This is a genomic window from Micromonospora sp. NPDC020750 (assembly GCF_044334565.1).
Lineage (GTDB): Bacteria > Actinomycetota > Actinomycetes > Mycobacteriales > Micromonosporaceae > Micromonospora.
This window is the reverse complement of the sequence record NZ_JBIRTH010000004.1, coordinates 407065-420630: the sequence shown is the minus strand read 5'-3', so window position 1 is coordinate 420630 and position 13566 is coordinate 407065. Positions and strand designations below refer to the sequence as shown.

General features: G+C 73.1%; 12 protein-coding genes. 2 read left to right on the top strand and 10 right to left on the bottom strand.

Annotation, left to right across the window (positions count from 1 at the left end; genetic code table 11):
- Positions 1–67: 67 nt before the first annotated feature.
- From ACH4T9_RS15760 to pdhA, 4 genes are all read right to left on the bottom strand, one after another.
- Positions 68–1750, bottom strand: a complete 1683-nt coding sequence (locus ACH4T9_RS15760; protein ID WP_396672703.1) for a right-handed parallel beta-helix repeat-containing protein — start codon at positions 1748–1750, stop codon at positions 68–70.
- A gap of 414 nt (positions 1751–2164) precedes the next feature.
- A complete protein-coding gene (locus ACH4T9_RS15755; protein WP_396672704.1) occupies positions 2165–3613 on the bottom strand; it encodes a dihydrolipoamide acetyltransferase family protein in 1449 nt (482 codons plus the stop codon).
- Positions 3610–4626, bottom strand: a complete 1017-nt coding sequence (locus tag ACH4T9_RS15750; protein ID WP_396672705.1) for an alpha-ketoacid dehydrogenase subunit beta — start codon at positions 4624–4626, stop codon at positions 3610–3612. Before ACH4T9_RS15750 ends, ACH4T9_RS15755 begins: the two co-directional genes overlap by 4 nt.
- Positions 4626–5858, bottom strand: a complete 1233-nt coding sequence (pdhA, locus tag ACH4T9_RS15745) for a pyruvate dehydrogenase (acetyl-transferring) E1 component subunit alpha (protein WP_396673045.1) — start codon at positions 5856–5858, stop codon at positions 4626–4628. Before pdhA ends, ACH4T9_RS15750 begins: the two co-directional genes overlap by 1 nt.
- A 72-nt stretch (positions 5859–5930) precedes the next feature.
- Here pdhA and ACH4T9_RS15740 point away from each other — a divergent pair, with 72 nt between their 5' ends.
- Positions 5931–6437, top strand: a complete 507-nt coding sequence (locus ACH4T9_RS15740) for an Lrp/AsnC family transcriptional regulator (RefSeq protein ID WP_396672706.1) — start codon at positions 5931–5933, stop codon at positions 6435–6437.
- Between the two features lie 46 nt (positions 6438–6483).
- Here ACH4T9_RS15740 and ACH4T9_RS15735 read toward each other — a convergent pair whose 3' ends face one another.
- From ACH4T9_RS15735 to ACH4T9_RS15725, 3 genes are all read right to left on the bottom strand, one after another.
- Complete coding sequence (locus tag ACH4T9_RS15735; RefSeq protein WP_396672707.1) at positions 6484–7455, bottom strand: DNA polymerase domain-containing protein; 972 nt, start codon at positions 7453–7455, stop codon at positions 6484–6486.
- A gap of 76 nt (positions 7456–7531) precedes the next feature.
- The gene (locus ACH4T9_RS15730) at positions 7532–8353 is read right to left on the bottom strand and encodes an SAM-dependent methyltransferase (protein WP_396672708.1); all 822 of its coding nucleotides are present in this window, start codon (positions 8351–8353) and stop codon (positions 7532–7534) included.
- Between the two features lie 93 nt (positions 8354–8446).
- Positions 8447–8773, bottom strand: a complete 327-nt coding sequence (locus ACH4T9_RS15725) for a hypothetical protein (protein WP_396672709.1) — start codon at positions 8771–8773, stop codon at positions 8447–8449.
- Positions 8774–9109: 336 nt separating this feature from the next.
- On the opposite strand from ACH4T9_RS15725, the gene ACH4T9_RS15720 reads away from it, so the two are divergent.
- The gene (locus ACH4T9_RS15720) at positions 9110–10600 is read left to right on the top strand and encodes a S8 family peptidase (protein ID WP_396672710.1); all 1491 of its coding nucleotides are present in this window, start codon (positions 9110–9112) and stop codon (positions 10598–10600) included.
- Positions 10601–10662: 62 nt separating this feature from the next.
- Here ACH4T9_RS15720 and ACH4T9_RS15715 read toward each other — a convergent pair whose 3' ends face one another.
- From ACH4T9_RS15715 to ACH4T9_RS15705, 3 genes are all read right to left on the bottom strand, one after another.
- Positions 10663–11793 carry a helix-turn-helix domain-containing protein gene (locus ACH4T9_RS15715; RefSeq protein WP_396673046.1) on the bottom strand — a complete coding sequence of 377 codons (1131 nt, stop codon included), beginning with the start codon at positions 11791–11793 and terminating at the stop codon, positions 10663–10665.
- 46 nt (positions 11794–11839) lie between these two features.
- On the bottom strand, positions 11840–12010 hold the full coding sequence (locus ACH4T9_RS15710) for a hypothetical protein (RefSeq protein WP_396672711.1): 171 nt from the start codon (positions 12008–12010) through the stop codon (positions 11840–11842).
- 138 nt (positions 12011–12148) lie between these two features.
- Positions 12149–13357, bottom strand: a complete 1209-nt coding sequence (locus ACH4T9_RS15705; protein WP_396672712.1) for a helix-turn-helix domain-containing protein — start codon at positions 13355–13357, stop codon at positions 12149–12151.
- Positions 13358–13566: the final 209 nt, after the last annotated feature.

Genomic DNA, 13566 nt, shown 5'->3' with positions numbered 1-13566 from the left:
CGGCCGGGTCACCCCGGACGACCGGTTCGCCCCGCCGTGCACCCGGCCCGGAACCGTCCACCGGCGATCAGCAGTCCCAGTCCTGGTCACCGTGGTTGCGGTCCCAGCGGCCACCGACCGGCGGGGTGTCCAGCCGGGTGGGGGCCACTGCGTTGCCGGCCAGGTCGTTGTCCTCCACCCGGCAGGCGACGCAACTGCCCCGCTCGGTGATCCACAGCCCGTGGGTCTGCGTACGCCTGTGGTGGTTGTCCCAGACCCGGTTGCCCCGGACGGTGGCGGAGTCGAACGGCGCGTTGATCGTGATCCCGGCCCGGCACTCCGGCGCCGGCGACAACTCGTACGCGGTGCCGGGCAGGGGGACGTCGCCACTCCACCCGCTGTAGGCGTCGGGGCGGACCGGGGCGAGGGTGAGCTCCTTGCCGTCGTTCGCAGCGACCACGGCGACCCGCTTGTCCACCCGCAGCACCTTGCCCCGGTGCCCGTCGTGCGGCCAGTCCGCCGCCCGGTCGACCAGCGACCGCTCGGTGTAGCGGACGGACTCCCCGCTGCCCCGGTACTCGTCGGCGCACTGCCGGCCGTTGTTGCGGATCCGGTTGTTGAGCAGCACGGCGTCGGCCATCGGGCGGTCGATCCGGATGCCGTCCAGGCCGTTGCCCCAGAAGTCGTTGCTGTCGATGACCACGTCCATGGCCGCCCCCTGGTAGCCGTGGCCCAGATCGTGCCCGTGGTACCCGTACGCCCCGCTCCCGCTGATCCGGTTGCCCCGGATCGTGTACGGCCCGGGGGTGTTGCCCATGCTGACGCCGTCGCGGACGTTGCCGTCGATGACGCAGTCGGACAGCAGGCCACCCCGGCCGGCGATGCCGGACGTACCCTCGGCGGAGACGTCGAAGCCGGCCTCCAGATTGCCGATCATGGTGCAGGCGGAGACGACCAGCCCGTCGGCGCCCCAGTCGGAGATGCCGAACCTGTTGCCCTGGCTGTGGCAGCCGATGATCCGGTAGCCACGCGGGGGCTGCCAGTAGGGCTTCTGCAGCTCCAGGAAGATGCCGTTGGTGCCGTTGCCCAGCGTGGTGCAGTTGGCGATGGTGAGCCGCTCCACGGTGCCCCAGCCGCCGATGCCGACGCCGATCCCGGCGCCGCCCATCTCCTCGCCGTTGTCCAGTCGGCCGCAGCCGACCACCACCACCCCCTCGATCAGGCTGTCCTGGAGGAAGTCGCAGCCGAGCCCCGTCGCGGCGGTGTGGTGGATGTAGAGGTTCCGGAACGTCCCGCGCACCACGTACTGGAGGCCGAGCCCCTTGGCCAGGTAGTTGTACTCGGCCATGCTCACGCCGGAGCCGTCGATCTCGAAGTCGGTGAAGGCGCAGTCGGCGATGTGCCGGTCGCGGTCGGCGCCGTGCTGGACCGTGGTCCAGAAGGCCAGCGGCGTCGGCTCGACGCGGTTGCCCTCGTTGCTCAGCAGGAACCGGGTCGCGCCCGGTCCGGCCCCGATCAGCGACACCCCGCTGCGCCACACCGTGCCCGCGTCCCGGATGGAGTAGATGCCGGGCGGGCAGTAGATCACCCGGGCCCGTCCGTCGGCGGCGTACCCCGCACCGAGGCGGTCCACCAACGCGGCCAGCGCTGGTTGGTCGTTGGTCACCCCGTCACCGCGCAGCCCGTACTCGGTGGCGTCACAGTGCAGCGGCGCTCCGGCGACGGCGGGACGACGTTCCCGGACGTTGACGGGCACTCCCTGGAACGACACTGCGCTCTCCTCTCCGACGGCGAACGGACGGGCGGTGGAGGGCGCGGCTCGCACCCGGACCGCCACCGCCAAGGACGACCGGGACGGCCGCCGACGGCGCCGATTTCCCGGCCGCCGGGCCGGAAAACGGAATGGTGCCGCCGCTGTCCCGGCACCTCAGCCAGGATTGCGCTCTATCGGGAACACAATTCCCTCATCGCACCGCGAGGCCACTATTTGCCGGATCGCGCGCGATATTGCTCGCCGTGACAATCGACGGAATTGTCGGGGCGGTGCGCCGGCCGGGGCTCGGACACCCGTTTTCGCCGAAAAGGACCGCACGCCCGGATCCCGCCACGCCTTCGGGTGCACTTCTTGTCGCCAGGGGCGGCAGGAGATGCACCCGAAGGGCGGCGCGCGCCGGGAGCGGCGCGGTCAGACGTTCGCCACCAGCAGGGCTGGCTGTTCGACGCAGTCGGCGACGTGCCGCAGGAAGCCCCCGGCGACCGCGCCGTCGCAGACCCGGTGGTCGAAGGTGAGGCTGAGCTGCGTCACCTTTCGTACGGCGAGCTGCCCGTCGATGACCCACGGCTTGTCCACGATCCGGCCCACCCCGAGCAGCGCCGCCTCCGGGTGGTTGATGATCGGGGTGGAGCCGTCGACCCCGAACACCCCGTAGTTGTTGAGGGTGAAGGTGCCACCGATGAGGCGGGCCGGGGGCAGCGCGCCGGCCCGGGCCGCGGTGGTGGTCTCGGCGAGGGCCACGGACAGCTCCCGGGTGGTGAGCAGTTGGGCGTCGCGCAGCACGGGGACGACCAGGCCCCGGTCGGTCTGCGCGGCGATGCCCAGGTGCACCCCACGGGACTGCACGATCCGCTGCCCCTCGGTGTCGACGCGTGCGTTGAGCTGCGGGAACCGACGCAGGCCGCTGAGGCAGATCCGGGCCAGCAGGGCCAGGATGCTCACCGGTTGGTCCGGCGTCGCGGCGTTGATCGCCCGCCGGGTCTGCACCAGCGCGGTGGCGTCCGCGTCGACCCAGATGGTCACCTCGGGGATCTCCCGCCGGCTGCGGGAGAGCTTGTCGGCGATCACCTTGCGGATGCCGGTGAGCGGGATGACCAGGTCCTCGTCGCCGGCCGACCGGGCGGGCTCCGGCCGGACCGGCACCGGGGCGAGCCGGGGGGCCGGGGCGAGCGACGTGGCCGGGGCGGCGAGGGCCGCTTCGACGTCGGCCCGGCGGACCACCCCACCGGGGCCGGTGCCCCGCAGGGTGGCCGGGTCGATGCCGTGCTCACGGGCCAGCCTCCGGACGATCGGCGAGATGACCAGCGCCGCTCCCGCCGGGGCGGGTACGGGAGCCACGTCCGGGCCAGCGGCCGGCGTGGAAGCGCCGGCCAGCACGAGGGGCGGCGCGGGCGCCACCGTCGGGGCGGCGGCCGAGGCTGGGCCCGGCGCGGGCGCCGGAGCCACGGTGGCGGCCGACGGTTCCGGGGCGATCGCGAGGCGGGGGCGGCGACGACGTCGGCCCGCCCCGCCGTGCCCGGTGCCGTACCCGATGAGGACGTTGCCGGAGCCGGCGCGCTCCTCCTCCCGGTAGGTGGCGTGCCCGGCGGGCTCGCCGCCGTCGCCGTCCGGCGGCGCGATGGTGATCAGTGGCTGGCCCACCGGGCGCGTCTCGCCGGCCGCGCCGTGCAGGGCCACGACCCGACCGGCGTACGGGCAGGGCACGTCCACGACCGCCTTGGCGGTCTCCACCTCGACGACGGTCTGGTCCACGGTCACGGTGTCGCCCACGGCGACCCGCCACTCGACGATCTCCGCCTCGGCCAGCCCTTCGCCCAGGTCCGGCAGGAGGAAGACCTGGGTACGGTCGACGGTGGTCATGCCGCGCTGCCCTGGGTCAGCCAGCGCGGATCGGGCCGGTCGTCCCACTGGAGCCGGGCCACCGTGTCGAGCACCCGGTCCACCCCGGGCAGGTGGGTGTGCTCCAGCATCGGCGCCGGGTACGGGATGTCCAGCCCGGACACCCGCAGCACCGGGGCGTGCAGGGCGTGGAAGCAGCGTTCCTGCACCCGGGCGGCGATCTCGGCGCCGACCCCGGCGAAGCCCTGCGCCTCCTGGATCACCACGCACCGGCCGGTCTTGCGCACGGAGGCGGTGATGGTGGCGTCGTCGAGCGGGACGATGGTGCGCACGTCCACCACCTCCAGGTCCCAGCCCTCCTCGCGGGCGGCCTCGGCGGCCTCCAGCGCCACCGGCACCGCCGGCCCGTACGCCACCAGGGTGGCGTCGCGGCCGGGGCGGCGCACGACGGCCCGGCCGAACGGCTCGGTGCGGGTGGGCAGCTCGGCCTCGGCGCTGGAGAAGTAGAGCTTCTTCGGCTCCATGAAGACCACCGGGTCGGGGTCGGCGATCGCCTCGCGCAGCAGCGAGTACGCGTCGGCGACGGTCGCCGGGGTGATCACCTTCAGGCCCGGGGTGTGCGCGTAGTAGGCCTCGGACGAGTCGCAGTGGTGCTCGACCCCGCCGATGCCGCCGGCGTACGGCACCCGGATGACCATGGGGACGCTCAGCGCGCCCCGGGTGCGGTTGCGCAGCTTGGCCACGTGCGAGGCGATCTGCTCGAAAGCCGGGTACGCGAACGCGTCGAACTGCATCTCCACGACCGGCCGCAGCCCGGACATGGCCAGGCCGACGGCGAAGCCGACGATGCCGGCCTCGGCGAGCGGGGTGTCGAAGCAGCGCTTGTCGCCGAACCGGGTCTGGAGCCCGTCGGTGATCCGGAAGACGCCGCCGAGCTTGCCGACGTCCTCGCCGAAGACGAGCACCCGGTCGTCGTCGGCCAACGCGTCGGCGAGCGCGGCGTTGAGCGCCTTCGCCATGGTGGTGGCGCCCATCAGGCGTCCCCCTCGGACTCCCGGTCGGCGGCCAGTTCGGCGCGGACCAGCTCGCGCTGCTCGACGAGCTGCGGGGTCGGCTCGGCGTAGACGTGGTCGAAGAGGCTGAGCGGGTCGACCTGCGGCTGGACGTTCATCCGCTCGCGCAGGTCGGCGGCGTACGCCTCGGCCTCCTCGGCGATCGCGGCGACTGCGGCGTCGTCGAGCATTCCGCGCGTGCGCAGGTACGTCTCCAGCCGGGCGATCGGGTCGCGGTCGCGCCAGGTGTCGACCTCGGCGCCGTCGCGGTAGCGGGTGGCGTCGTCGGCGTTGGTGTGCGCCTCCATCCGATAGGTGTGCGCCTCGACCAGGAACGGGCCCTGACCGGCGCGGGCGTGCTCGACCGCGCGGGTCAGCACGGCGAGCACGGCGACGGGGTCGTTGCCGTCGACCTGCTCGCTGGGCACGCCGTACCCGATGCCCTTGTACGCCAGCGACGGCGCGGCGGTCTGCCGGGACAGCGGGACACTGATGGCGTACTTGTTGTTCTGCACGAAGAACACGACGGGGGCCTTGAACACGGCGGCGAAGTTGATCCCCTCGTGGAAGTCGCCCTCGCTGGTGGCGCCGTCGCCGATGAAGGCCAGCGCGACGGTGTCCCGCCCCTGGTGGGCCTCCCCGTAGGCGAGCCCGGCGGCGTGCACGCACTGGGTGGCCAGCGGCGTGCACTGCGGGGCGGTGTGCCGCTGCGCGGGGTCGTACCCGCAGTGCCAGTCACCGCGCAGCAGGGTGAGCACCTCGACGGGGTCGATGCCCCGGGAGACCAGCGCCATCGACTCGCGGTAGGTGGGGAAGACCCAGTCGGTGTCCCGGACGGCGAGCCCGACGCCGACCTGACAGGCTTCCTGGCCCCGGGACGAGGGGTAGACGGCAAGCCGGCCCTGCTTGGTCAGGGCGGTGGCCTGGGTGTCGAACCGGCGGCCGACCACCATTCGGCGGTACAGCTCGCGCAGCGCCTCGGCGGGCGGCTCGGGGTAGTCGGCGCGGGCCGGCAGCGGGGTGCCGTCGGCGTCGAGCAGCCGCACCGGCTCCGTCTGCGGCAGCAGGCCGGCAGTCGGGTCGGTCGTCGCCTGCCCGCGGGCGGGGGCCTTGGTGGGCTTCTTGGCCGGCGGGCGGGTGCGCGGGGATGCCCTGCGGACCGCCTGGGGTGTGGTCGTCACGGCGGGGACCTCCTGGACGTGTGGTGGCCCTATGCTCCTGCTGTTGGATGATTGACTCAAGATTCACGATGAACGTGGGACGATCGGCACTGGGGAGGGTCTGAGTTGAGCCAGGAGACAATCCCGGAGCCGGGCGTGACGGGCGGGGCGGGACGTTCGGCCGGGCCGCTGGACGAGGTCGACCGGCGCATCCTCGACAAGCTGGTCCGCGACGGCCGGATCTCCATCCGCACCCTCGCCGAGCAGGTGCACGTCTCGCGCACCAACGCGTACGCCCGGGTGGAGCGGCTGCTGCGCGACGGCGTGATCACCGGGTTCCGGGCCCAGGTCGCTCCGGAGCCGGCCGGGCTGGGCACCTCGGCGTACATCGCGCTGACCATTCAGCAGAACACCTGGCGGGAGGTGTCGGCCGAGCTGGCCCGGGTGCGCTACATCGAGCACGCGGCCCTGCTCGGCGGCGAGCACGACGTCCTCGCGCTGGTCCGGGCGCCGGACAACGCCACCCTGCGGGACGTGGTGCTGGCCCGGGTGCAGAGCATCTCCGGGGTGCTGTCGACCCGGACCTGGCTGGTCTTCGAGGAGTTCGACGGCGCGCAGAGCCCCTGGGAGTGAGCCCGCGCCCCACCGGTTCCGCCGCACGGCCGGCCTGGGCGGCGGCTCAGCGTTCCGGTGGGGCCTCCAGGCCCTCCCGGTCGGCCAGCTCCAGCAGCGGCTCCAGGGAGAACCGCTGCCCGTCCAGCCCGGCGTGCGGGTCGCCCCGCTCGGCGAAGCGGGCGGGCATACCGACCACGTCGAAGTCCTCCGGGCGGGCGTCGTCCAGCTCCGACCAGTCCAGTGGCGCGGAGACCAGGGCCTGCGGGGTGGGCCGGATCGAGTACGCCGAGGCCATGGTGTGGTCCCGGGACATCTGGTTGTAGTCGACGAAGACCGGGCGGTCCCGCTGGTCGCGCCACCAGGTGGTGGTTACCAGCTCCGGCAGCCGGCGCTGCATCTCGCGGCCGAGCGCCAGCACCGCCCGGCGGCAGTCGGCGAAGCTCCACCGCGGCTCGATCGACAGGTAGACGTGCAGGCCGCGCCCGCCGGTGGTCTTCGGGTAACCGGTCAGGCCCAGCTCGGCGAGGAACGCCCGGACCTCCCGGGCGACCGGCACCACCTGGTCGAAGCCGACCCCGGGCATGGGGTCGAGGTCGATGCGGAGCTGGTCGGGGCGTTCCACGTCGGCGGCGGTGACCGGCCACGGGTGGAACCGCAGGGTGCCCAGGTTGGCCGCCCAGACCACCACGGCCAGTTCGCTCGGCGCGACCTCGTCGGCCGTCCGGCCGCTGGGGAAGGTGAGGTGCGCGGTGCGGACCCAGTCGGGCGCGCCGGCCGGCAGCCGCTTCTGGTAGAACGCGTCGCCCCGGTTGTCCTGCCGGGTGCCGATCCGCGCGCCGGGGAAGACGCCCTTGGGCCAGCGCTCCAGCATGGTCGGGCGGTCGCGGAGCGCGCGCAGGATCCCGTCGCCCACGGCGAGGAAGTAGCGCACCACGTCCAGCTTGGTCAGCCCGCGCTCCGGGAAGTATGGCTTGTCGGGGCTGGAGACGCGCACGACCCGCTCTCCGACCCGGATCTCCTGCGCCGCCGTCGCCATGCCTGACACCGTACGACGTGGCACCGACACGCGCGGGCGGGTCGGCGCCACCCGGCCCCGTCGGGTGGGCCCGCGGTCAGGGCTTGCGGCCCACGCAGCCGTACTGCGGGACGGTGACCGGCTCCTCCCCGTCGGCCGGCCGCCACCGCCCGCACGACACCAGGCCCGGGTCGAGCAGCTCCAGGCCGTCGAGGAACCGGGCGATCTCGGCCCCGGTGCGGGACCGGATCGGCGGGGCGGCGTTCTCGTTCCAGAACTTCATGGCCGGCACGTTGGCCTCGCCACCCAGCTCGACGGTCGGGTGGGTGAGCACCAGGAAGCTGCCCGACGGCATCTCGTCCATCAGCCGGCGCACTATCGCCACGGCCTCGTCGGTGTCGAGCACGAAGTTGAGGATGCCCAGCATCATCACCGCCACCGGCCGGTCGAGGTCCAGGGTCCGGGCGGCGCCGGCCAGGACCGACGCCGGGTCGTGGACGTCGGCCTCCAGGTAGTCGGTGGCGCCCTCGGCGGAGCTGGTCAGCAGGGCCCGGGCGTGCACCAGCACCATCGGGTCGTTGTCGACGTAGACGATCCGGGCGTCGGGGGCGACGGCCTGCGCGACCTGGTGGGTGTTGTCGGCGCTGGGCAGGCCGGTGCCGATGTCGAGGAACTGCCGGACACCCACCTCACCGGCCAGGTGCCGCACCGCGCGGGCGAGGAAGCGCCGGTCGGCCCGGGCGACCTCCCCGATGACCGGGAACATGGTGTGGATGTGCTCGCCGACCCGGCGGTCCGGCTCGAAGTTGTCCTTACCACCGAGCCAGTAGTTCCACACCCGGGCGTTGTGCGCCACTGTGGTGTCGATGCGCTCCGCCCGTCCCCCGTCACGGACCCCGATGTCGCCGGCCTCTGACACGAAAACTCCTCGACTGCCGCTGTTGTCCGGTCAGCGTAGCCGAGCCTGTGGCCGCCGCCGTGCCGCGGCCGGATGATCGAACAGTGTGGACGGTCAGGCCAGCACCGTCACGCCGACGACCATCAGCGGCAGCGAGACGAACAGGAAGATGCCGACCCCGGTGAGCACCCGGCCGCCACCCGCGTCTTCGCGCTCCGGGGCGAGCCCGAACGTCGCCCGGGCCGGCAGCATGCCGATCCGGCTCAGGGTCAGGTCGCCGGTCAGCCCGAGCAGGGTGCCGACCACGATGAGCGCGACACCGAACCGGAACGCGAAATCACCGCCGCCGACCACCGTCCACACGCCCACCGCGACGGCCACCGCCACGAGCGCGATGACGAACAGCATGAGAGCCTCCCGCAGGCCCCTGACCACCGTCATCGCTCGCAGCCTCCTCCGGCCGGCCGGTTGCCGGCGTCGCACCGACACCCCGTCGCCGGGGCCCCGGCGACGCCGGTGACATTCTGCCGGTCGGCACCCCTCGGCGCTGTCCCCTTGTCCACTTCGGCCCGGGAGAGCGCCGGCCACGGCCGCGCCCACTCCGGACGGCCCTCATTGCCACCGTCTGACAGTCCCTGTCTGGCCGGACGGAGGTTTGTAACGGCCGCGACGAATTCCTACGCTGTGCATCGGAAGCGGGCGCCCCGTCCGCTTCCCGCCGAGCCGCGCCTCCACCAGGGGCGCGAGCCGGCCGGATACAGCCCCCTGGGAGCCTGTGTGAAGAACCTCCGTCGCAAGACCCTGGCCGCCGCGTCCTCCGTGACGCTCGGTGTCGGTCTCGCCCTCACCGGCGGACTGACCCCGGCGGCGGCCGCCGGCCCGGACGCCACCTACCTCGTCGTCGCCCCGCTGGGTGGCAAGGCCGACAGGGCTGCCGCCCGGGTGGCCGCCGCCAACGGCACGGTGGTGGCCCGCTACGACCAGATCGGCGTGATCGTCGCCCGATCCACCAACCCGAACTTCGTCACGGACGTGAAGGGTGCCGGCGTCGAGGCGGCGGCCTCCACCGCCGGCCTCGGTACCGCCCTCGAAGAGGGCGAGACCGTGGAGGTCCCGGCGGCCGACGTCGTCAACTCCACGGGCGACCCGACCGCCGAGCCGATGTACGGCCAGCAGTGGGACATGCCGATGATCGGCGTTCCGCAGGCCCACGCGGTCAACAACGGCCGCCCGAGCGTGGTCGTCGGCGTGCTGGACAGCGGTATCTCCAGCAGCCACCCCGACCTGGCCGGCCAGATCGCCAAGGACAAGAGCGCGTCCTGCGTCGGCGGTGTCCCCGACACCACCGAGGCGGCCTGGAACCCGACCTCCTCCGACCACGGCACCCACGTCGCCGGCACCATCGCCGCCGCCGTCAACGGTGTCGGCGTCACCGGTATCGCCCCGGGCGTCAAGGTCGCCGCGGTCAAGGTGGTGAACGACGACGGCTTCATCTTCCCGGAGTCCGCGGTCTGCGGGTTCATCTGGGCCGCCGATCACGGCATGCAGCTCACCAACAACAGCTACTTCGTCGACCCGTGGGAGCTGAACTGCCGCAACGACCCGCGCCAGCGTCCGGCGTGGACCGCGATCCACCGGGCCATCCGCTACTCGCAGAGCAAGGGCGTGCTGAACGTGGCGTCCGCGGGTAACTCGAACTGGGACCTCGCGGGCAAGATCACCGACGACGGCAGCCCGAACAACGGGACCCCCGAGACGCGGCCGGACCTGGGCAACGAGTGCCGCGTCCTGCCGGCCGAGGTGCCGGGCGTGGTGACCGTGTCGGCGGTCGGCCCGACCGGGCAGAAGAGCTACTACTCGTCGTACGGCAAGGGCGTCGTCGAGGTGACGGCCCCGGGCGGCGACACCCGGTTCCGCACCCAGGGCGCGCAGTCGACCATCGCCGACGGCATCCTGTCCACCACCTTCAACACCGCCACCCGGACCAACGGCTGGGGCTACAAGCAGGGCACCTCGATGTCCTCCCCGCACGCGACCGGCGTCGCCGCCCTGGCGCTGTCGGCCCACCCGAGGATGGGGCCGCTGCAGCTGACGCTGTTCCTGCAGCTCACGGCGGTGGCGCAGGCCTGCCCGGCGGGCGCGGTGTACAACCCGGTGCCGCTGATCGCGGCCGGCCCGCACGCGTACGACTCGACCTGCTCCGGCGGGAAGTACTACAACGCGTTCTACGGCTCGGGCATGGTCAACGCGTACAACGTGGTGAAGTGACCGCCTGACCGCACGACCAGTGGTGGGGCCCGGCGCGTGCGCGCCGGGCCCCACCCGTGCGGTCACCGGGCCAGTCCGACCACCATCACCAGGTGCGCCACGCCGGCCGGCGTCGGGCCGCCGCGCGCCACATCGGCGATCACCGTACGCGCCAGCGGCCGGCACCGGACCTCGGCCGGCGCGGTCCGGTCGGCGTCGACCAGGGCGCGGCCCGCCCGAAGCAGGTCACCGACGTGCAGGTACGCCCGCGCGGCGTCGACCAGGTGCGCGGCCCGATGTTCCACCGGCAGCCGCCCCCACGTGCTCCGGCCGGTGGCCCGCTCGTGCCGGCTGACCGCCTCGCCGCCGTCGCCCAGGGCGACCGCCGCCGCCACCCGGGCCAACTCGACCGACGTGGGCCCGAAGCTGGTCCGGTGGTGGTCGTGGCCGTCGCCGACCCGCTCGGCGATCTCGCCCGCCCGGTCGGCCAACTCCCCCGCGCTGCGCGCGTCGCCGCTCGAGGCGGCGGCAAGGGCGGCCTCCACCAGCAGCGTCCCGCACAGGGCAAGCTCCTGCGGCGGGCCCTCGTACGACGCCGGGGACGCGATCCGGTGCGCGGCGGCGAGCGTCACCGCCATCGCCGGCCCGCCCCGACCCGACGCGCGCAGCGCCTGCCCGAGCGGGATGGCGGCGATTGCCGCCAGCAGCGGATCATCGGCCGCCAGCGCCATCGCCCGGTCGGCGGCCAGCCACGCCACGTCGGCCTCACCGAGCTTCACCAGCACCGACGACGTGAGCCGGTACACCTGCACCAGCAGATCCGCCCCGTCGCCCGCCGGGGCGGCAGCGCGGGCGCGCTGGGCGTCGCCGAGCAGGCCCGGAAGCGCCCGCACCAACTGCGGATAGCCCGCGTGCTGGTACGTCAACCAGGCGTGCTCCACCCGGCGGCGCAGCTCACCCGTCGACGGCCGGGGGCCGGGCAGGCAAGTGTCGTATCGGGCCAGCGCCGCCCGCAGCCCGTCCAGCCCTTCGACGGCACCGGCCGTCCCCGCCGGCCGAGCACCCCCGTCGACCAGCACCGACGTGTCCACCCGGAGGACCTCGGCGACATCCTGGACGATGGAGAACCTGTCGAGCGCGCGGACGCCCCGCTCGACCTTGTCCACCCAACTCTTCGACCTGCCCAGCCGATCGGCGAGCATCTGTTGGGTCATCCCGCGTTGGGCCCGCCACCGCGCGACCCGCCGGCCTATCGGCAGGTCATCGCTGGTCACGACGCCACCGCCGGTCCGGCACCGCCCTGGTGGTGTCGTCCACCGGAATCCGGTCCGCCTCGGCCTGCGCCAACAGCCGTTGCCTCGCCGCCTCCCGCTCGGCCGCCTCGGCCTGCTCACCCCGGTTCGGCACCGGATCGTCACCGTGCACCTGCATCCCCACCTCCGTTGGCAGGGGCGCGACGGCAACCGATCCCCTACCGCCGGAGATGCGCACCGCGCCCATCACGGAAGGTAGGGCAGCAACTACCCGTGGATCGTCACCCCCTGTGCGACTACCCCGCTATGGGGCACCTCAGATCACTCCCACCCGCTCGGCCAGGCCACGAAGGTCGGGACGCGTCGTGGGCGTTTCCCGCACCAGCAACTCACGTACCGTCGCACGCATCACGAGGTTCAGACGGGAGTCCTCCGGAGATTCCCGGTCCGCCCTACCGAGCATGTGGACGGCTGCCAGGTCCTCCCGGCGGATCGCGTACGCCCGCCCCAGCTGAAGGTAGTGGGAGTAGCGGCGCTCCACACTGGCAAGCGTCCCCACGTCGACGCGCTCGGCCAAGCGCAGCGCCTCGCCCGTCCGGGACAGCTCCAGGATCACGGCAGCGCGGTGAATCCCCACGTTCGCCGGGCCGAAGAAGGTGCGGTGGTACGTCGTCTCTCCGGTGATCGCCGATAGCCGGGCAGCATCGTCGATTGCCTCCAATGCGCGCCGCTCGTCGCGCAGCCGTGCCCGCTGCACCGCCAACAGCAGCCGTAGCGAACCGGCAAGCGCCATCCCCGCCGGGCCACCACCGCTGGCCGATTCCACATCGCGGATCGCGTCCTCGCACATCAGAGCGGACTCTTCGGTGTGCCCTCTGTTGCTGAGCACCTGGGCAAGGTTCCAACCGGCTGCCGCCCGGTAGGCCGGATCATCTGCGGCACGCGCCGCAGACATCGCCCGATCGGCCGCAAGGTACGCCACGTCGGCAGCGCCCACCCGCTTCCCGAATGATCGGACCAGCAGATAGATGTCTGCGGCGGCTCGCTCGGCATCGCGCCGCACCGCGCCGCTGGAAGCGGTGAGTGTGGCCCGGGCGGTGAGGATCAGGTCTGCCAGCAGCGGTGCGGTGCGGCTGTACCGATGCTGACTGCTGGACCAGGTGTCCCAGGCCCATGTGATCGACCGACGCAGCGCGGCGATGTCCACCGGCCCGTCGAGCGTGGGAGCGTAGGCGTGCAGAGCGGCACGTACCGGCTGGACGGACTCGTGCTCGGCCCGCTCGTCCGGTAGCTGCCCGACGGGCATCCCCGTGAGTCGGTACAGGTCGCGCACCCGCAGAATGCGAGCGATCTCGATCCAGTCGCCCAGCGTGTTCACCGACCGCTCGCCGGATTCCCACTTTCGCCACGCTGATGCCGTCACACCTTTGAGCTGCGCGGCGACTTCCTGGGTGAGCCCCGCTCGCTGACGATAGAGCTTGATGCGCTGGCCGGGGGTCATTCCCGGACTGACAACCGGATCCATCGGGCGCTCCCGGGTAGGGGGCTGGACGGCGCTTCCGCCGGTCGCCCCAAAGCCGGCAGGTTTCCTACATCGGACGGTACACCGACAGCAACACCGGAGTGCAGCGCTATGCCTCCGCAGCGTGACCCGAATGCGGGAACTCGAAGCCCGCCTGACTCCTCGGGGTCGTCCCACTCCTTGGCGTCCCAATGCTCGTTGACAGGACCCGG